Source organism: Streptomyces sp. B3I8, from assembly GCF_030816915.1.
Classification (GTDB): domain Bacteria; phylum Actinomycetota; class Actinomycetes; order Streptomycetales; family Streptomycetaceae; genus Streptomyces.
Genome location: NZ_JAUSYN010000002.1, coordinates 6525528 through 6545417, shown reverse-complemented (window position 1 = coordinate 6545417; position 19890 = coordinate 6525528). Strand labels below are relative to the sequence as shown.

Here is a 19890-nt window from a genome sequence, read left to right as displayed (position 1 = left end):
GCCGCCCCTCTCAGGCGGCGGCTCAGGCGGTCTCTCAGGCGGCCCCGTCCTCCGGGACCACGAACTCGCACCACACCACCTTGCCGCCGCCGCGCGCCTCCACGCCCCAGGCGTCCGCCAGTTGGTCGACGAGGAGGAGGCCGCGCCCGGAGACCCCGGAGGCGCCCGCCTCGCGGCGGCGCGGGAGCGCGCTGGAGGCGTCCTCGACCTCCGTGCGCAGTCGGCGCTCGGGGCCGGGCAGGGAACGGAGGGTGACGACCGCCGCGCCGTCGGTGTGCATCAGCGCGTTGGTGACCAGCTCGTCGGTGACGAGTTCGATCTCGTCGGCGCGGTCCCGCGCGCCCCACGCGCGGACGGCCGCGCGGACCACGTGCCGGGCCTCCCGCAGCGCCCCCGGGTCGCCGGGCGCCACGTACTGCTGGAGCCGTCCGCCCGCGCTGCCGGGCTGTTCCCTGCGGCGCAGGAGCAGCAGGGCGACGTCGTCATCGCCGCCGCGGTCGGCCGCGCCGGCGATGAGCAGGTCGGCGAGGTCGCCCACGTCCTCGGGACCGGCTGCCACCTGTTCCGCGAGTTCCCGCATGCCGTCGTCGAGGTCGAGACCCGGCAGTTCGACGAGGCCGTCGGTGCACAGCACCAGCATCTGCCCGGGGTCCAGTTCCATGGTCTGCACGGGGTACTCCAGGCTGTCGAACAGCGCGGACAGCCCGAGCGGCAGCCCGCCTTCGACGAGGACGCGCCGGCAGCTCCCGTCGGCGCCCCGGACGAGCGGGTCGACGTGCCCGGCGCGGACGAACTGCACGACGCCGGTGGACAGGTCGGCCTCGGCGTACAGGCAGGTCGCGAAGCGGTGGGTGTCGAGTTCGTGCAGGAAGACCGAGGCGCGTGCCACGACGGTGGCCGGGGGGTGCCCCTCGGCCGCGTACGCGCGCAGCACGATGCGGAGCTGGCCCATGACGGCGGCGGCCTGGGTGTCGTGCCCCTGTACGTCGCCGACGACGGCGCCGACCCGGCCGCCGGGCAGCGGGATCAGGTCGTACCAGTCGCCGCCGATGTTCCGCCCGGGCGAGCTCCCCCGCACGGCGGCGCGGTACCGCACGGCCACGTCGGCGTCGGGCACCCGGGGCAGCGAGCGGGGCAGCATGGCCTGCTGGAGTTCCTGGGCGAGGTCGCTCTCCTGCTCGTAGAGCATGGCGCGCTGCAGGCTCTGCGCGATGGTGCTGGTGAGTGCCACCAGGATGTCGCGTTCCTCGGCGGTGAAGCCGTGCCGGTCGCCGTAGAGCAGGCCGATGCCGCCGATCGGGCTGCCCTGCGCGACCAGCGGCAGGTAGGCGGCCGAGGTGATGCGCAGATGGGCGAGGTGCGGCCACAGGATCGGATAACGTTCGCCGAACTCCTCCGGCGACTCGATGAACTGCGGGACGAGGGTGCGGACGGCGTCGCTCATCGGGTACGGCTCGTCGATCCCGGTGATCTGGGTGCCGGGCAGGAAGTCGCCCGTGGGCCCCTCGGCGACCAGGCGGATCCGGCCGCCCTCGACGAGCCCCATGACGAGGCTGGCGGCGCCCATCCACATCCGGCCCTCGGTCTCCCGCAGCACGTCGATGACGTCCTGCACGGTGCGCGCGTGGGCGAGGGCCGCCATGGTGGCCTGGGCGACGTCGGCCTGCCGGCGCCGGGCGATGTCCCGGGCGGCCTGTTCGCTGCGGGCCCGGCTGTCGCGCAGCTCCTGGGTGGCGTCGCGGACGATGCCGATGATCCGGCGGGCCCGGCCGGTGGCGTCGCGGCGGATGTAGCCCTGGGTGTGGGTCCAGCGCAGGCTGCCGTCGCGGCGGCGGATGCGGAAGTAGGCGCCGTAGTTCTCGCCGCCCTCCTCCAGCGCCCGGGTGACCAGCTCCTCCAGGCGGGGGATGTCCGGGGCGTGCAGCCGGGGGGTCAGGCTGCCGACACGGTCGTCGAACTCGCCGGCCCGCAGGTCGAACAGCTCGAGGGCCTGGGCGTCCATCTGGGTCACACCGGTGTCCAGGTCCCAGTCGAAACTGCCCATGCGGTTGAGCGCCAGGATCGGGTCCGGGCGGTCGGGCCAGTCGTCCGGGAGCGACGGCGCGCTCACTCCCCGATCAGCCATGAGGCCCACCTTGCCAGGGTTCGTCCAGATCTTCGAGTGCGGGGCGGAGCCGGCTCGGGGCGGCTCCGGGCAGCGGTCGACCACCATTGTCCGCCCCGGCGGGGCGGGGCACGCAAGCGGAGGAAGCCGTCCACGGGGCGGGGTGGGTCGCCGCGCCTCGTGAACGGGTACCCGGTGGTTCCGGGTGTCCGGGTGTCCCGGGCCGTACGCGGCACACGAGCGAGAGGAGGCCGGCCGGATGGACTGGTTCACGGCACCGGACTACTGGCTGAGCCGGCTGGTGTTCCAGCGCGGGCTGGCCGCGCTGTACCTCGTCGCGTTTCTGGGCGCGGCCCTGCAGTTCCGTGCGCTGATCGGGGAGCGCGGCATGCTGCCCGTGCCCCGGTTCACGGCACGGGTGCCGTTCCGGCGGGCGCCGAGTGTCTTCCACCGGCACTACTCCGACCGTTTCTTCGCCGGCTGGGCGTGGACGGGGTGCGCGGTGTCGGCGGCGCTGGTGGCGGGGGTGGACGGGTGGCTGCCTCTGTGGGCGGCGATGCCGCTGTGGCTGGTGCCGTGGGTGATGTACCTGTCGATCGTCAATGTCGGGCAGACCTGGTACGCGTTCGGCTGGGAGTCCCTGCTGCTGGAGACCGGGTTCCTCGCGGTGTTCCTGGGCAACGACGAGGTGGCCCCGCCGGTCGTCGTGCTGTTCCTGCTGCGCTGGCTGCTGTTCCGGCTGGAGTTCGGCGCCGGGCTGATCAAGATGCGCGGGGACGCCTGCTGGCGGAAGCTGACGTGCCTGGACTTCCACCACGAGACGCAGCCGATGCCGGGGCCGCTGAGCTGGTTCTTCCACCGGCTGCCGAAGCCGGCCCACCGGGTGGAGGTGGCGGCCAACCACGTCACGCAGCTGGTGGTGCCGTTCCTGCTGTTCACTCCCCGGCCGGTGGCCACGGCCGCCGCGGCCCTGATGATCCTCACCCAGCTGTGGCTGGTGCTGTCGGGCAACTTCGCCTGGCTGAACTGGCTCACCGTCGTGATCGCCCTGTCGGTGATCGCCTTCCCCGTCCCGCCGCCGCACACGGCCCCGGCGCCGCTCTGGTACGAGGTGGTCGTCCTGGCCGTGGCGGCCGGGCTGGTGGCGCTCGGCTACCGTCCGGTGCGCAACATGCTGTCCCGGCGCCAGGTGATGAACCGCTCCTTCGACCCGCTGCACCTGGTCAACACCTACGGCGCCTTCGGGAGCGTGAGCCGGATCCGGCAGGAGGTGGTGATCGAGGGCACGGCCGACGACGTGCCGCGGGAGTCGTCCGAGTGGCGGGAGTACGAGTTCCGCGGCAAGCCGGGCGATCCCCGGCACTGGCCGCGCCAGTTCGCGCCGTACCACCTGCGCCTGGACTGGATGATGTGGTTCGCCGCGCTGTCTCCGGCGTACGCCGGGGCGTGGTTCGGGGGGCTGCTGGAGCGGCTGCTGGAGAACGACCGGGACACGCTGCGGCTGCTGCGCCGCTCGCCGTTCCCGGCGGACGCGCCACCGCGGTTCGTACGGGCGAGCCTGTACCGGTACCGGTTCACGACGTGGCGGGAGCGGCTCGGGACGGGGGCGTGCTGGCACCGGACCTACGTCCGCGAGTTCATGCCCCCGACCCGGCTGACCGGTACGAAGTTCTCCCGGCCCTCCTCGTAGCGGTTCCCCGCGGCCGGGGAGGGGCGCGGGGAACCGGGCGGGGGGATCAGTCGACGCTGGGGAGGATGTGCGGCTCGGCGAGGTCGTCCTCGTAGCCGGCCAGGCGGATCGGTGCCGACCTCGCCCACACCTCCAGGCTGCCGAGCTTCTCCTCGGCCACCCCCGCGACGGACAGCCGTCCCGTGGGACGTTCCTCGAGATTCGTCTTCTCCGGTGTCACCGCGCACTCCTTATGTGTCGGATCACCCTCGGGGGCGTCGGCCCGGCCTTCGCTCTGTGCGGCCGCCGCCCGCCTCGGGACTGAGGGAACAGTTCTGACGCGGTGGCGTCGGCATCGTCGTGCGAGAACAGACCGTGATGACCGGCTTGTCCCGGGACGGACCAATGGGTGTGGGTGGGACCCCGTGTCGCTGTCCGTCCTGGCCAGGTTAACCAAATGAGCGCCGGTCTGCTCGATAGGGAGGCAAACAGTGCGTAAGGACTGCGTTGCGGTCCGCGTATTTGCTGCCGTTCCGTACCGGTCTTTCGGTTCCTTCGGCCGTCCGGACGGGGCGGCGGGCCGTGCGCACCGCCCGTGCCCAGGGCCGCCGCCGCACCGGGTCTCAGGGCACGCCCGGCGGCCGGTGCGCGCCGCGCGCGGCGCATGGCCGGCCTGATCGCGGGAACCCGGAGGATGTCGAGCACCGTGCAAGGAGTTCACATGACCAGCCACGACATCGATCCCGGAAGCGTCGGCCGGCGCGATGTCCGCCCGACCGACGAGGAGTTCTACGCGAGCGACCGTCCCGAGAACCCGGCCCTGCCGGAGGACCGGCCCAGGGGCGGGGGCCCGGGGGAGCCCCTGCGGCACCGCGGTACCTGGAGCGTGATGATGATCGTGCTCTTCGTCCTGCTGGTGCTCTTCGTGGGCATGTGGGCCTTCCCGTAGGCCGGACACACCTCTCGCCCGAAGGGCGTGCACGTCGGGTCACGACCGGCGCGTACGCCCTTCGGCATGTGAGGGGGCACAGGGGGGCACGCCCGCCGGTGTCACCACTTGCCGGGCGCGTAGTCCTTCAGGAAGACGCCGTACAGGTCCTCGCCCTGCTCGCCGCGGACGACGGGGTCGTAGACCCGGGCCGCCCCGTCGACGAGGTCCAGCGGGGCGTGGAAGCCCGCCTCCGCCATGCGCACCTTGTCGGGGTGGGGGCGCTCGTCGGTGATCCAGCCGGTGTCGACGGCGGTCATCAGGATGCGGTCCTTCTCGAACATCTCCTGGGCGCTGGTGCGGGTCAGCATGTTGAGGGCGGCCTTGGCCATGTTGGTGTGCGGGTGGCCGGCGCCCTTGTAGCCGCGGCCGAAGACGCCCTCCATCGCGGAGACGTTCACGATGTACGTCCGCCGGGCCTCGGACGCCGCCATCGCCGGGCGCAGCCTGCTGATCAGCAGGAACGGCGCCGTGGAGTTGCACAGCTGCACTTCGAGCAGCTCGACGGGGGTGACCTCCTCCACCGTCTGGATCCAGCTGTTGGTGTCGTGCAAGTCGGGCACGAGCCCGCCGGCGTCGATCGCGGTGCCGGCCGCGATCCGCTCCAGGGAGGCGGAGCCCGAGACCAGCGCGAGGTCGGTGACCTCCTGGGCGGAGAGCGCGCTGCCGCCCGCCACCGGCAGCTCGGTGACCGCGCCCGAGCCGAAGGTGCCGATGACCTCGGAGGCGGGCAGCTCGCCGGCCGGCAGCGGGGCCGACTCGGCGGCGACCAGCTCGCTGTAGGCACCCGGGGAGCGGCGCACGGTCTGCGCGGCGTTGTTGATCAGGATGTCCAGCGGGCCCTCGGCGGCGACCGAGTCGGCCAGCGCCATGACCTGGGCCGGGTCGCGCAGGTCGATGCCGACGATCTTCAGCCGGTGGATCCAGTCGGCGCTGTCCGGCTGGGCCTTGAAGCGGCGGACGGCGTCGTTGGGGAAGCGGGTGGTGATGGTGGTGTGGGCGCCGTCGCGGAGCAGCCGGAGCGCGATGTACATGCCGATCTTGGCGCGGCCGCCGGTGAGGAGGGCGCGCTTGCCGGTGAGGTCGGCGCGGGCGTCGCGGCGGGATCTGTTCTCGTCGGCGCAGGAGGGGCAGAGCTGGTGGTAGAAGTAGTCGACCTCGGTGTAGCGGGTCTTGCAGGTGTAGCAGGAGCGGGGGCGCTGGAGTATCCCGGCGATCCGGCCGGCCTCGGTGGCGGAGGAGGGCAGGGCGCCCTCCGTCTCGTCGTCGATGCGCTGGGCGGAGCCGGTGGCGGTGGCCTCGGTGACGGCCTTGTCGTGAGCGGTCTTGGCAGCGCGGCGTTCCTGGCGGCGGCGCTGCTTGACGCTGCGGTAGATGTGCGAGGTGGCGCGGCGGACGGCGATCGCGTCGGGGTGGTCGACGTCGATGGTGTCGAGTTCCGCGAGGACGGCGAGGCAGACGGCGAGACGGTCCGGGTCGATCCCGGGGCCGGGCGACGTCCCGTCGGGGGCCGTGTCGTGGGTCGCGTCCGGGGTCACGTCGGAGGTCTGGGTGGGGTTCGGGATGTGCGGCGCGGGCGGGGGTGTGGCCGCCGGGTCGTCGTTCACCGGGGCGGTCTCTGTCACCGTCATCGCGTGCCGTTCCTCGCTCGCCTGCGGCGCGCGGGTCGCGCTCGCCTTTCGAACAGGCGATTGTACGGAGCGTCGGCGCGAAGCGCCAAAACGGGGGGTTCGCCCGGGTGGGTTCCTCGCCCCCGCCGCCCCTACCCGTCCCGTCCCGACAAGGGGCTCCGCCCCTTCGGTCCTGGTCGGACGCCCGAGAGCCCGGGCGAGTCGGGGTACGCGGGCGGGTGCGAGTTGGTCGTGGTTGCTCGCGCGGTTCCCCGCGTACCTGGAGGCCGGGCGGCGCCCCGTCAGGGGGCGGGGGGGCGGCCGGCCCCCGCGCTCTCAGGTGTCCGGTGCCGGGGCACCGGTCAGTCCGTGGTGCAGGCTGTGCGGAGGGTGTTCAGTTCGTGGTGGAGTGCGGTCGCGAACACCTCCAGGTCGGGGACCGCTTCCGCGTCCGCGACCAGTCCGTAGTGCACCCTCCCCCGGTACGTCGACACCGCCACCGCCAGCGACTGGCCCCGCGCCAGCGGCGCGCCAGCGGGAACACTGCCGTCAGCGGGCTGCCGCCCAGCCGCAGCCCCAGGCTCGGCAACGGCACGCTCGTGACGAGGATGTCGAACCAGAGCCGCGCGGCCTGGCTGACCAGCGGCCCCCCGAGCCGGTGCCCGAGCGCCGGCACATGGTCGGCGAGCAGCGCGACCGCGCCGGCGCCGCGCCCCGGCCCGGCGTCCTTGTTGCGGTCCATGGCCGCCCGCACCACCCGCAGCCGCCGCAGCGGGTCCACCTCGTCGACCGGAAGCCGTATCAGGTACCCGGAGAGCCGGTTGCCCTGCGGGGAGGCGCTGCGCGGCCGGCGCCGGGAGACGGGGATGAGCGCCCGGGGAGCCACCCCCGCACTGCCGTCGCCGCGTTCGTCGAGCCACCGGCGCAGCGCGCCCGCGACGATCGCGATGAGTACGTCGTTGACGGTGCCGCCGGCCGTCTTGCGCACCCGGTGCACCTCGTCGAGGTCGAGGACGGCGCCCGCGGTGCGCCGGGTGCCGGTGGGCCCGGCGGTCAGGGCGGGCGAGGAGCGCACGCCGAGCGTGGACAGGGCGACGGAGGCGCCGATGTCGAGGGCGCGTCCCACGTCGGAGACGACGTCGGTGAGGGTGTCGCGGAGCAGGCCCGGCAGGCGGCGCGGGTCCGGGAGGGGGCTGCGGCGCGCCTCGGCCGGGCGGGGCCGGGAGGCGGGCAGTTCCGTGGGGTCCATGATCGCGGCGGCCAGGGTGAGCGCCCTCAGCCCGTCGGCGAGCGCATGGTGGAACTTGAACAGCACCGCGAACGAGGTGCCGTCCTCCCCCGGCAGGACGTGTGCCTCCCACGGCGGCCGGCCGCGCTCCAGTGGCCGCTGCATGAGCCGGCCGGCGACGGCGTGGAAGTCGGCGGTGGGGGCGTGCAGCCGTACGTGGTCCAGCGGGTCGAAGTCGGGGGCGGGTTCGCGGGCCGCGCCGCCGAAGGCGAGCGGGAGACGTACGTCGGTGAGGCCGCGGGCGAGCCGGGTGCCGGGCAGCCACACGTCACGGATGCGCATGCGCAGTCCGGTCACTCCGGCGGCGCGGGCGGCGAGCAGGTCGGCGGCATGGGCGCCGGCGGTCGGCGAGTGGCAGGCGAAGACGCCGAGCGCGCCCAGGTGCATGGGGTGCTCGGCGGACTCGATGTTCCAGAACGCCAGATCGAGGGGGGCGAGCAGGTCGGAAGTCATGGCGTGCCCTCGCGTGGACGACGGGGATGGGAACGGGAGCGCGGCGGGGGCGCCCCGGCGCGCCGTACGGCCGGACCGGTGCCCTGTCAGTCAAACGCCGACTGTCGATCACGGTCAAGTACGATCACGTTACGCTGCGTAAAAAACGAGTGAAGTCCCGCCCCGGAGGAGGGGCGGGACTTCACCGATGCTCGGTTCGCCGGAGCCGTCCGCGGCCCGCCCGGCCCGATGGGGACCGGGCCGGGCCTCAGCGGACGGCCGGTGTCACTTCAGCGCGGGCGGCGCCGCGTCGGCCGATGTTCCCCACTCGGACGGCTGCGCGCCGACCGTGAACGACAGGGAACGCATCCGGCGCAGGTCCTCCGTGGTCAGGTACGTCTTCCGGTAGTCCTTGCCGTTCACCCGGGCCGACTGCACATAGCGGTCGGAGTCCGAGGTGCCGGCCGCGGTCACCGTCAGATGGCCCTTGGGGTAGTAGCGGTGGTCCAGGGTGAGGTCGACCCGGTCGAAGACGGGCGTGGACAGACCCCAGGTGTCGTCACCGGGCTGGACCGGGAAGATCCCGATCGACGACAGCACGTTCCAGGCGGACATGGTGCCGAGGTCGTCGTTTCCGGTCATGCCGGTCGGGGTGTCGGTGAACAGGGTCAGCGCGGCGTGCACCACGTCGGTGGTCTTCCACGGCTGGCCGGTGGACAGGTAGGTGTACGGGGCGATCAGGTCGGGCTCGTTCTGCGGGTTGTACTTGTTGGCGTTGTAGTACTCGTACGGGCCGTTGACCCAGACCTCGCGGGCGGTCTTCGCCGGGTCCCGCACGAGCTGGTCGTAGGCGAAGAAGGAGTCGAGGCGGTCGTTGGCCGCCTGCCGGCCGCCGATCAGGTCGACCATGCCGGGCAGGTCCTGCGGGACCAGCCACTGATACTGCCAGGCCGTGCCCTCGTGGAAGCCCGCGCTCTGCGCCGGGTCGTCCGGTCCGACGAAGGCGCCGGAGGCGTCACGGGCGCGGAAGAAGCCGGTGCTCGGGTCGAAGATCGTACGGTAGTTCTGCGCGCGCTCGGCATACCGGGCGGCATCGGCCTTGTGGCCGAGGTCGCCTGCCATCTGACCGAGCATCGCGTCGGACAGTGCATACTCCAGGGTGGCGGAGGGGCCGTGGTCGTAGTCGGAGTCGCCCGGCTTGGCGTGCGGACGGCCCTCGATGTACGGCGCGAAGCCGTCTCGCAGGTACTCCTTGTTGGCCTCGCGGCCGACGTAGGGCGAGTCGGTGGGCGGCACGCCGTCGGCGTTCTTCTTCAGCGCGCGGTAGGCCTTCTCCTCCCAGCCCTTGAGCAGTCCCTGCTGGTAGGCGTTGGTGAGGAACGGGGTGACGGGGTCACCGGTCATGATGTTGGTCTCGACCGTGCCGTAGCCCCACTTGGGCAGCCAGCCGCCCTCTTCGTCGATCTTGATGACGGAGATCGCCATGTCCCGGGCCTGACGCGGCGCGAGCAGCGACAGGAGCTGGGACTGGGTGCGGTAGGTGTCCCACAGCGACCAGTTCTGGTAGTACGTGAAGCCCTTCGCCCGGTGGGTCTTCTGGTCCCAGCCGGTGTAGCGGCCGTCGGTGTCGCTGCCGATGTTGGGCGCGAGGAAGGACCGGTACAGGGACGAGTAGAAGGTGCGGTTCAGCGTGTCGGCGCCGCCCCGCACGCGGACGTCGTCGAGCCGGTGCTCCCAGGTGCTCCGGGCGGCCTCGCGCGCCTGGGCGAAGGAGTGGCCGCCCTCGGCACGCAGGTTGCCGGCCGCGCCGCGCGCGTCGACGTAGCTCAGCGCGGTGGTCGCCTCGACCGTGCGGTCCTTGCTGGTGTCGAACCGCACGTAGGCGCCGTTGCGCCCGGTCCCGGAGGAGGTGTCCGAACCGGCGGTCACGGTGTCGCCGTTCCAGGTGCCGTGCGCGGTGAACGGACGGTCGAAACGGGTGATCGTGTACACGGTGTACGGCTTGGTGTCCTGGCAGAAGCCGCTGCCGGTGATGGCGGTGCGCACGGTGTGGTCGTCGAGGATCTCGACCTTCGTGTTCGCCGTCCGGTGCAGCGACTGCCCGGCGTTGAGCAGGACGTTGGCCTTGTCGGTGGCCGGGAAGGTGTAGCGCTGCACGCCGGTGCGGGCGGTGGCGGTCAGCTCGGCCTTGATGCCGCTGTCCAGGCCGACGCCGTAGTAGCCGGGGCTCGCCTGCTCGTCGTCGTGGGAGAACTTCGCGGCGTACTTCGCGTAGTCCGTCTGCGTGACGTCGCCGGTGGTGGGCAGCACCGGCAGGTCGCCGCCGAGTCCGCAGCCGACGCCGGAGAGGTGGACGAGGGAGAAGCCTCGGATGTGGTCCTCGGCATAGTCGTAACCGGTGTTGTGGCCGGTGTCCGGGGAGAACTGCACCATGCCGAAGGGCACGGCGGCCCCCGGGTAGGTGTTGCCCTCGTTCTGGGTACCGATGAACGGGTTGACCAGGTCGGTGAGGGCGCCGCCCCGGCCGGACGCGGCGGCCGGCTCGGCGGCACCCGTGGCCATGGCGGCCTGGGCGGGTGGCAGGGCGGAGAGCGCGGTGGCGGCCGCCGCGCCGGCGGCGGCCAGGCGCAGGCGCCGGGTCCATCTCATCTCGGAAGACCTCCGGGAGGGTTGGGTTCCCCCGGACCGCTCGGCACCCCGGCCGAAGGGGCCGGGCTGGTCCGGAGCGGTCCGGGGGGCGGTTCGGATCGTTCAGGTGGTGCGCTCAGTGCTGGTGGTGCGGACAGTGCGGGTGGTGCGGACAGTGCGGGTGGGTGGCACCTCAGTCTGAGCCGCAACCGGCGACCACCGGCTGCGACGCGTCGTGGATGAGCGACTGCTGGGCCGCCCTGACCCGGTCGGCGTCGGGCTTGAGCACCCGGCGGTCGTAGGTCAGCAGGCCGTTGAGCTCGCCCTCGACGTCACTGATCTGGGTGTAGACCGCGCCGTTGCCGCCCTTGCAGGCCAGCGCGTGGACCTCGCCGAGCTTGGTGAGGTAGTCGTCGGTGTACGTCGAGGGGTCGACGTCCACGTACGACTGCTGCACCGACCAGGCGTGGCCGGGTACCGCCAGGCCGAGGCCGCCGTACTCGCCGCTGACCAGGGCGCGTCTGCCGTCCGGGTTCGGTGGCAGGGCGGGGCTCGGGTAGCCGTGCTCGTCGATGATGTCTCCGGTGCCGCCGTCGGCCCCGAGGTTGATCCCGGACATGCTGTTGATCAGCCGGGTCGGGTCCCAGGACTTGGCCTGGTCGGCGATGCGGGCCATGTCGTACTGGCCCCATCCCTCGTTGAAGGTCACCCACATGACGACCGACGGGCTGCTGATGTGCTCGTCGATCATCTGCTTCAGCTCGCGCTCGAACTCGGCGCGGGCGGCGGTGGACGGGCTGGTGCCGGCGTTCATCGCGGGCATGTCCTGCCACACCATCAGGCCGAGCCGGTCGGCCCAGTAGAACCAGCGGTCCGGCTCCACCTTGATGTGCTTGCGGACCGAGTTGAAGCCGAGCTGCTTGTGCACCTTCAGGTCGTAGGCGAGGGCCTCGTCGGTGGGTGCGGTGTAGAGGCCGTCCGGCCAGAAGCCCTGGTCGAGGGTGGCCATCATGAAGATCGGCTTGCCGTTGAGGATCGTGCGCGGGGTGCCGTTCACGTTCTTCACCGAGACCGAGCGCATCCCGAAGTAGCTGCCGACGCTGTCGGAGCCGACGCGCACCTTCAGGTTGTAGAGGTACGGGTCGTCCGGGGACCACAGGTGCGGGTTGCGCAGACGCAGGGTCAGCGGCTGCCCGGTGCGCCCGGTGACCGTGCCCACCGCGCGCTTGCCGGCGTACGCCGTCGCGGTGACCCGTACGCCGTCACGGACGCCCTGCGGCTCGATGGTGAGCGTGCTCTTGCCGACGTCCGGGGTGAGCTTGAGGTTGTCGACGTGGTCGGCGGCGACCGGCTCCATCCACACCGTCTGCCAGATGCCGGAGGTCGGCGTGTACCAGATGCCGCTCGGGTCCAGGCGCTGCTTGCCCATCGGCTGGTTCTCGCCGCCCCCGGAGTCGGTCGGGTCGTAGACGCCGACGATGAGCTCCTGGGTGCGGCCCGGCTTCAGCGCCTTGGTGATGTCGGCGCTGAACTTGTCGTAGCCGCCCTGGTGTTCGGCGACCTGGGTGCCGTTGACGTAGACCTCGGCGCGCCAGTCGACGGCGCCGAAGTTGAGCTGCAGCCGCTGCGCCGAGCCGACGTGCCAGTTCTTCGGCACGGTGAAGGTGCGGCGGTACCACATGCGGTCCTCGTGCCGCTCCAGCCCGGAGAGCTGGGACTCGACCGGGTACGGGACGAGGATGTGCTCGCCCAGCGTCCTGCCCACCGGCGGCTGCTCGTCGGCCTTGGCGGCGGCGAACTGCCAACGGCCGTTCAGGTTCTGCCACTTGGTGCGCGTGAGCTGCGGGCGCGGGTACTCGGGCAGGGCGTTGTGCGGGCCGACCTGCTTGGCCCACTTGGTGGTGAGCTCGTACGTCGACTTGTTGGCGCCACTGGTCCAGAAGGCGCCGACGGTGTGGGCGCTGTTGTCGGCCGCGGTCGTCGTGAGGCCGCCCTTGCCGTCGTAACGGACGTCGGCGGTGCCCTTGGCGGTGCCGGTCTTGTTGCCGACGACCGGCTCGTCGAGGGCGACCAGCAGCGACGCGGGGTTCTCGGGGTCGAGCTTCGCCTTGCCCAGCGGCCAGGTGGCGCCGCCGACGACCGCGCCGAGGTGGTCGGTGAGACCGGCCGGGACACCGGTCAGCGGGCTCGCGAAGTCGAGCTGGAGGGTACGGCCGTCGGGGCGGACGGTGGTCGCCACCGGGCCGTCGTAGTCGAAGCCCTCCGGGAGGCGGAAGGCCGACTGCGGGATCGCGGTCTTGGTGCCGCCGGGCGGGGTCCAGCGCACGTGGAGGTTGGAGCCGCCGTAGTGCTCGAAGTACTCGACCTTGATGTCGACGGCGTGGCCGGCGGTCAGGTCGACGGGTTCGCCGGTCTGCTCCTGGTCCCAGTCGTCGACCCAGTGGTCGATGACGAGCCTGCCGTCCACCCAGAGGCGGAAGCCGTTGTCGCCGATGATCGAGAAGGTGGTGGCGCCGGTCTTCTCGGGGACGAGACGGCCGGTCCAGCGAGCGCTGACATCGTTGTCCTGACCCGTCGTGGCACGCAGCCGGGGTTCGAGGTCGGCGAAGTCGAGGGTGGGGTCGAAGGTGGTCGCCTTGAGGGTGGCGAAGTCGAAGGCGCCCTCGGCGGACTGGGTGTAGTACTCGCCCTTGAGGCCGTGGGCCTCGCTGGGGGTGCCGGCGGCCGCGTGGGTGTCGGTGGCCGCTGCCGGAGAGGTGGTTGCGGCCGCGAGGCCTGCGGCGGCCAGGGCCGCGGCGAGGAGCAGGGCGAGGCGGTCTCTGACTTTGAGGCGTCTGGTGCGCACGGATCCTCCGTGGGTGAGGACGGGTGGCGGGTCAGGGCTCGGGGGTGGGTGAGGGTCGGTGGGGGGTGGGGGTTCGGGGTGATAGGGGTTCGTGCAGGGGCGCTTCGGAGGTGATTACAACGTTGTCAGACATCGAGCAGAGGCATGACAACACGATTGCGGGATCGTGTCCAGGGTGCGGGCACGTCCCGTTCGCGTGGGGCGTGCCTGTGGCAGGTGGGTGGGTCGGGGTCGTGGGGGCGTGGCAGCACGCCGCCGCCGGGCGTACTGCCCGGCGGCGGCGTGAGCGCGGTTCTCCGGGGGCCGGGTACGCGGCGTGCTGTGCCACGCCTCCACGACCCGCTCCCGTACGTGGGCGAGTGCGGGTGCTTCCGCTTCCTCCTGCGGCTCGATGCGGTTCGATACCGCTCGATGCGGCTCGATGCGGTTCGATACCGCTCGATGCGGTTCGATACCGCTCGATGCGGTTCGATGCGGTTCGAGTCGTCCTTACGGGACCTGCTGTCCCTTGCCCAGAGCGATGACGCCGCCCTTGGAGACCGTGTAGAGCTCGGCGTCGCGGCTCGGGTTGACGCCGATCGTGGCGCCGGGCGGGACCTCGACGTTCTTGTCGAGGATGGCGCCCCGGACGATCGCGCCCCGGCCGATGTGCACGTTGTCGTGCAGTACGGAGCCCTGGACCACCGCGCCCGGGTCGACGCGGACGTCGGGCGAGAGGACCGAACGGGTCACCTGGCCGCGGATGAGGCAGCCGGCGCTGATGATCGACTCGCTGGCGATGCCGCCGGCGTTGAAGCGGGCCGGGGAGAGCTGGGTGGAGTGGGTGTAGATGGGCCAGCTGCGGTTGTAGAGGTTGAAGGCGGGGCGCTCGGCGATCAGGTCCATGTGCGCCTCGTAGTAGGCGTCGAGGGTGCCGACGTCGCGCCAGTAGCCCTGGTCGCGGCTGGTCTCGCCGGGGACGTGGTTGGTGCTGAAGTCGTAGAGCTGGGCCTCGCCGCGGTCCGTGAGCATGGGGAGGAGGGAACCGCCCATGTCGTGCACCGACTTCTCGTCCTCGGCGTCGCGGTGGAGGGCCTCGATGAGGGCCTTGGTGGTGAAGATGTAGTTGCCCATCGAGGCGAAGACGCGGTCGGGGTCGTCGACGAGGCCGGGCGGGTCGGCGGGCTTCTCCAGGAAGCGGTCGACGGTGCGGCCGTCGGAGCCGGGGGTGATCACGCCGAAGGACGGCGACTCGGCGCGCGGCACGCGGATGCCCGCGACGGTGACGCCCGCGCCGGAGTCGATGTGCTGGGCCAGCATCTGGCGCGGGTCCATGCGGTAGACGTGGTCGGCGCCGAACACCGCGACGTACTCGGGCTGCTCGTCGTAGATCAGGTTGAGCGACTGAAGGATCGCGTCGGCGCTGCCGAGGTACCAGCGGGGGCCGAGCCGCTGCTGGGCGGGGACGGGGGTCACGTAGTTGCCCAGCAGACTGGACATCCGCCAGGTGGTGGTGATGTGCCGGTCGAGCGAGTGCGACTTGTACTGCGTGAGCACGCAGATCCGCAGGATGTCCGCGTTGACCAGATTGGACAGTACGAAGTCGACGAGCCGGTACGTCCCGCCGAAGGTCACGGCCGGTTTGGCGCGGTCGGCGGTCAGCGGCATCAGCCGTTTGCCCTCGCCGCCCGCCAACACGATTCCCAGCACCGAAGGTCCACCGCGCCGCATCCCGCCGCCCATCCCGCCGCCCCTCTACGCCCGGTGGTGCCGCACCGTACACACGGACGGCACCCTGTCCTGCCTGGTCCTGTCTGCATTCACTACATTCACTACCCCCGACGGGCGTCTTCTGCCGCCCCGCCGAGGACTTCCTCGTAAAGACGGACCGTTCGGCGGGCGACGGCGTCCCAGCCGAATTCACGAAGCGTCCGCGCGCGGCCCGCCTCGCCCATCCGCCGCGCGGTCGCCGGATCGCCGAGGACGGTGTCCAGGGCGTGCGCGAGGCGGGTCTCGAAACCGGTCTGGTCCGTGCCCGGGTCGAGGTCGACGAGGAGACCTGTGCGGCCGTCGTCCACGACCTCCGGGATGCCGCCGACCCGGGAGGCGACGACGGCGGTGCCGCACGCCATCGCCTCCAGGTTGACGATGCCGAGCGGCTCGTAGACCGAGGGGCAGACGAAGACGGCGGCGTGGGTGAGGAGCTGGATGACCTCCGCGCGGGGCAGCATCCGGGGGATCCAGTGCACGTCCGCCCGGCTCCGGCTCAGTTCGGCGTACAGCTCGCGGAACTCGCGGTCGATCTCCGGGGTGTCCGGGGCGCCGGCGCACAGCACGACCTGGGCGGCGGGGTCGATCCGGCGCACGGCGCGGAGCAGGTGCGGGACGCCCTTCTGGCGGGTGATGCGGCCGACGAAGACGACGTACGGGCGGCCGGGGTCCAGGCCGATCCGGTCGAGGACGTCGGTGCCGGGGTCGGGGCGGTAGAGGGTGGTGTCGATGCCGTTGTGGAGAACGTGCACGCGGGCCGGGTCGAGCGCCGGGTAGCAGGTGAGGATGTCGTCGCGCATGGCGCCGGACACGGCGACGACGGCGTCGGCGGCCTCGATCGCGGTGCGCTCGGCCCAGCTGGAGAGGGCGTAACCGCCGCCGAGCTGCTCGGCCTTCCAGGGGCGCAGCGGCTCCAGCGAGTGCGCGGTCATCACGTGCGGGATGCCGTGCAGCAGCTTGGCCAGGTGGCCGCCGAGGTTGGCGTACCAGGTGTGGGAGTGCACGAGTTCGCGGTCCCGCAGTCCGGCGGCCATGGCGAGGTCCACCGAGAACGTGCGCAGGGCGTCGTTCGCGTCGTCGAGCGCGGGCCAGGGGCGGTGCCGGGTGACCGCGGGACTGGCGTGCGGGGCGGCCCCCTCGCCCCAGCAGTGCACGGTGAGATCGACGAGCGGCGCGAGTTCCCGGGCGAGGAACTCGACATGCACGCCGGCACCGCCGTAGATGTCGGGCGGATACTCCCGGCTCAACAGTCCCACCCGCACGTATGGCCTCCTGGGTCGCTTGTCCCCATGGTCACCCATGTCCGCGGGGAGGGGAAGAGGGAACCGGGCCGGGGAGCGGCCCCCGGGCGGGCCCGGTGCCGGGGGCAACCGGGGGCCAGGGGGCGGAGCCCCCTCAAGGGTGGTCCTTGGCTGCCCGGGGGCGCGGCTCCTCTCGTCTTTCGGGGTCGAAGGGGCGAAGCCCCTGGAGGACGATGGGGGGAGGGGCGGCGGGGGCGGGAAAACCCACCTGCGCTCCCCCACCCCGTCACCCACCCTGGGGAGGACCCCGTGGCCCGTGTACTCCATCGGCAGTAGGACCCGATGAATGCTCAGGGACGACGACGCGCGCCGTTTCAAGGGGCAAGGTGGTGACATGGAAAGAGTCAGCGCACCGCACCGGCCCCACGGCCACCCCCGAAGGAGCCACTCATGAGCGCCTTCGCGGTGTCCGTGCTGCTGTCGCTGATCTCGGCCGTGGCCTACGCGGGCGGCGCCATCGTGCAGGAACGCGTCGCGGCGACCACCCCCGACGGTACCTACGCCCCGCTCCGCAACCCCGCGTGGTGGGCGGCGATCGCCCTCAACGGCCTCGGCGCCCTCCTCCACGTCGTCGCCCTCGCCTACGGCCCCCTCAGCCTCGTCCAGCCCCTCGGCGCGCTGACCATCGTGTTCGCGCTCCCCATGGCCGCCCTCTTCGTGGGCCGCAGGGCCGGCGCCACCGCCTGGCGCGGCGCGCTGATGGCGACGGCCGGCCTCGCGGGCCTGCTCGCGCTGACCGGCAGCGCCGAGGCGCAGTCCCTCGACGGCATGCAGCGGATCCTGCTCGCCGCGGTCACCGCCGGCGCGGTCGTGGCGCTGATGACGGCCGCCCGCGCCGCCCACCGTCACCCGGTGGTGCGCAGCGTGCTGCTCGCCGCCGCGGCCGGCATCGCGTTCGGGATCGCCTCGGTGTTCACCAAGACCGTCGCGGAGGACTGGGAGCACGGCGCGACGCTCTCGTCCCTGCCCAGCGTGGCGACGATCGCGGTGCTGGCGACGGTCGGCACGCTGCTGTCGCAGGCCTCGTACCGGGGCGCGGGCCTGGCCGCCCCGCTCGCCACGGTCACGGTCGTCAACCCGGTGATCGCCGCCGCGGTGGGTCTGACCATGTTCGGGGAGACGTTCCGGTACGGCACCACGGGGACCGTGCTCGCACTGGCGTGCGGGGTCGTGGCGGCGGGCGGTCTGATCCTGCTCACGTCGGAACGGATCAGCGGGGAGCAGCGGGGCGCGACCGCCGACGAGGCGGTGTCGATGGCCTCGGCGGCCCCGGTAGTGGTGCCCGCCCAGCCGCTCCGGTCCGCGCCCGACCTGGTGTCGTCCGTCCTGGCGGAGGCGGGGACGAGGGCGCAGGCGGAGCTCCCGGTCCAGGCCCCGCCCACGGCCCCGGTCCCAACGGCTCCCGTGGCCGCTCGGGTCCCAACGGCTCCCGTGGCCGCTCCCGTCGCGGCCACCCTGCCCGCGTCCCTCCGGGGCCCGTCCCAGTGCACGCCGCCGTACGCCTTCGGCCCGTTCTACAGCGGGCCGTTCATACCGGCGCCGCTGACGCACCCGGCTCCCCTGTCCGCCCCGCGCCGCAGCCGCGTCGGCTCCTGAGCGGGGCGCGACCGGTACCGCCGGGGCCGGGCAGCGCTTTTCAGAGCCGTACGCCGCCGGCCCGCAGGTACGCCACCGGGTCGATGTCCGACCCGAACCCGGGCCCCGTCCGCACCTCGAAGTGCAGATGCGGGCCCGTCGCGTTGCCGGTCGAGCCGGAGCGGCCGATGCGCTGGCCGACCGCCACGTTCTGCCCGGCCCGGACGGAGATGGCGGACAGATGACCGTACTGGCTGTACCGGCCGTCGGCGTGCCGTACGACCACCTGGTAACCGTACGAGCCGCCCCACCCCGCGCTCACCACGTGCCCGGAGGCGACGGAGCGCACGGACGTGCCGGTGGACACGGGGAAGTCGACGCCGGTGTGGTAGCCCTTGGACCAGGAGGAGCCGGCGGCGTGGTAGCGCGTGCCGATGCTGGTGTCGGCGACGGGGGCGACGACCTTCTGGCCGGCCGTCGTGGCGGCGGACCGGTGCGTGGAGACGTCGTGCTTCTCCTTGGGCTTCTCCTTGGGCTTCGCCTTGGGACTCCCCTTGGACTCCGCCTTGGAGCTGCCCTTCGGCTTCTCCTTCTTCTCGGCGGTGTGCCGCTTCCCGGTGGCGGCCTTCCCCGCCGGACCGGTCGCGCGCGCGCCGTCGAGGGTGAGCCGCTGGCCCGGGAGGATGAGGTCGGGATCGGAGCCCACGGTGGTGCGGTTGGCTTCGTAGAGGCCGTGCCAGCCATCGCGTACGTCGTGGGTGTCGGCGATACCGGAGAGGGTGTCACCGTGGACGACGGTGTACATCTCGGCGGTGCCGGCGCGGGACTGGGGCGTGGACTGCGGGGTCACGTCCTTGTGCGACGTACGCTTGCGTGCCGGCGCCCGACGCTCGGCCGGGGCCTGTCGCTGTGCCGTCTGCCGGGCGGTCTGCGTGTGGGTGCCCGCGGTGCCCGGATCGAGGTCGGGGCCGGAGCCGCCGCGGGCCAGTCCGGCCCGGTCGGAGCAGACCGGCCAGGCGCCGGGTCCCTGGCCGTCGAGGACCTTCTCGGCGACGGCGATCTGCTGGTCGCGGGTGGCGAGGTCGGCGCGCGCCGCGTAGGCCCGGCCTCCGTACGCCTCCCACGTGGACTGGGTGAACTGCAGCCCGCCGTAGAACCCGTTGCCGGTGTTGATGTGCCAGTTGCCGCTGGATTCGCAGGCGGCGACCTTGTTCCAGGTGTCGGCGTCGGCGGCGTGGGCGACCCCGGTGGTGATGAGCGGCAGTGCCATGCCCGCGCCGCCCGCCGTGACGGTGAGCGAGGCGCGGTTGATCCTGTTCGGCTGGTACCGGCGGTGCCGGCCGCGTACGGCCATGGGGAGCCCCCTTGACAGGCGTCAGGAGCGGGCACCGTATCCAGTGCGCGCGGAGCGGGACAAGAGTGGTGTCGGCCGCTCCGGTGCGCCAAGTGGCCGGTTTTCGCCGCCGGTTGCCGGTGCGCTCCGGCGCCGCTCCGGCGCGTGCGCACACCGGCGCGCCGGGCGGATCGGCGGGTCCGGGCGCATCGGTGGACAGGGCGGCTGAGGCGGGAGGGCCTCCGCGCCCGTACACACGGGCGGAACGTGCGGCGACGCGGTACGCGCACCACCACGCCAGGAAGGACGGGGAAAGCGATTCTGGGCAATACTGGCGGATACCGTTCACAACCGGTCCCGGGTCCGAG

The 19890-nt window shown here is 72.5% G+C and carries 11 protein-coding genes and 1 pseudogene; 3 read left to right on the top strand and 9 right to left on the bottom strand.

Annotated features, from left to right (window positions below; genetic code table 11):
- Positions 1–34 precede the first annotated feature (34 nt).
- Complete coding sequence (locus tag QFZ64_RS31115; protein ID WP_307070807.1) at positions 35–2125, bottom strand: SpoIIE family protein phosphatase; 2091 nt, start codon at positions 2123–2125, stop codon at positions 35–37.
- 238 nt (positions 2126–2363) lie between these two features.
- On the opposite strand from QFZ64_RS31115, the gene QFZ64_RS31110 reads away from it, so the two are divergent.
- Positions 2364–3794, top strand: coding sequence for a lipase maturation factor family protein (locus QFZ64_RS31110; RefSeq protein ID WP_307070806.1), 1431 nt, complete (start codon positions 2364–2366; stop codon positions 3792–3794).
- Between the two features lie 46 nt (positions 3795–3840).
- Here QFZ64_RS31110 and QFZ64_RS31105 read toward each other — a convergent pair whose 3' ends face one another.
- The gene (locus QFZ64_RS31105) at positions 3841–4014 is read right to left on the bottom strand and encodes a hypothetical protein (protein ID WP_307070804.1); all 174 of its coding nucleotides are present in this window, start codon (positions 4012–4014) and stop codon (positions 3841–3843) included.
- Between the two features lie 480 nt (positions 4015–4494).
- Between QFZ64_RS31105 and QFZ64_RS31100 the strand changes: the two genes are divergently transcribed.
- A complete protein-coding gene (locus QFZ64_RS31100) occupies positions 4495–4722 on the top strand; it encodes a hypothetical protein (RefSeq protein ID WP_307070803.1) in 228 nt (75 codons plus the stop codon).
- 101 nt (positions 4723–4823) lie between these two features.
- Here the strand turns inward: QFZ64_RS31100 and QFZ64_RS31095 are convergent, their stop codons facing one another.
- The 6 genes and pseudogenes from QFZ64_RS31095 to glgA form a co-directional block, all read right to left on the bottom strand.
- Positions 4824–6392, bottom strand: coding sequence for an SDR family oxidoreductase (locus QFZ64_RS31095; protein WP_307070802.1), 1569 nt, complete (start codon positions 6390–6392; stop codon positions 4824–4826).
- Positions 6393–6733: 341 nt separating this feature from the next.
- Positions 6734–8112: pseudogene (locus QFZ64_RS31090) on the bottom strand (wax ester/triacylglycerol synthase family O-acyltransferase).
- A 264-nt stretch (positions 8113–8376) separates the two neighbouring features.
- Positions 8377–10740: a GH92 family glycosyl hydrolase gene (locus QFZ64_RS31085; protein ID WP_307070801.1), complete on the bottom strand. Its 2364-nt coding sequence runs from the start codon at positions 10738–10740 to the stop codon at positions 8377–8379.
- 172 nt (positions 10741–10912) lie between these two features.
- On the bottom strand, positions 10913–13564 hold the full coding sequence (locus QFZ64_RS31080) for a PA14 domain-containing protein (RefSeq protein ID WP_307070800.1): 2652 nt from the start codon (positions 13562–13564) through the stop codon (positions 10913–10915).
- A gap of 489 nt (positions 13565–14053) precedes the next feature.
- Positions 14054–15274 carry a glucose-1-phosphate adenylyltransferase gene (glgC, locus tag QFZ64_RS31075; protein WP_307070799.1) on the bottom strand — a complete coding sequence of 407 codons (1221 nt, stop codon included), beginning with the start codon at positions 15272–15274 and terminating at the stop codon, positions 14054–14056.
- Positions 15275–15375: 101 nt separating this feature from the next.
- On the bottom strand, positions 15376–16575 hold the full coding sequence (gene glgA / locus QFZ64_RS31070; protein ID WP_307070798.1) for a glycogen synthase: 1200 nt from the start codon (positions 16573–16575) through the stop codon (positions 15376–15378).
- Between the two features lie 429 nt (positions 16576–17004).
- On the opposite strand from glgA, the gene QFZ64_RS31065 reads away from it, so the two are divergent.
- Positions 17005–18210: a DMT family transporter gene (locus QFZ64_RS31065; protein ID WP_307070797.1), complete on the top strand. Its 1206-nt coding sequence runs from the start codon at positions 17005–17007 to the stop codon at positions 18208–18210.
- A gap of 40 nt (positions 18211–18250) precedes the next feature.
- Here the strand turns inward: QFZ64_RS31065 and QFZ64_RS31060 are convergent, their stop codons facing one another.
- Entirely contained in the window at positions 18251–19543 is a 1293-nt protein-coding gene (locus QFZ64_RS31060) for a transglycosylase family protein (protein ID WP_307070796.1), read from the bottom strand.
- Positions 19544–19890: the final 347 nt, after the last annotated feature.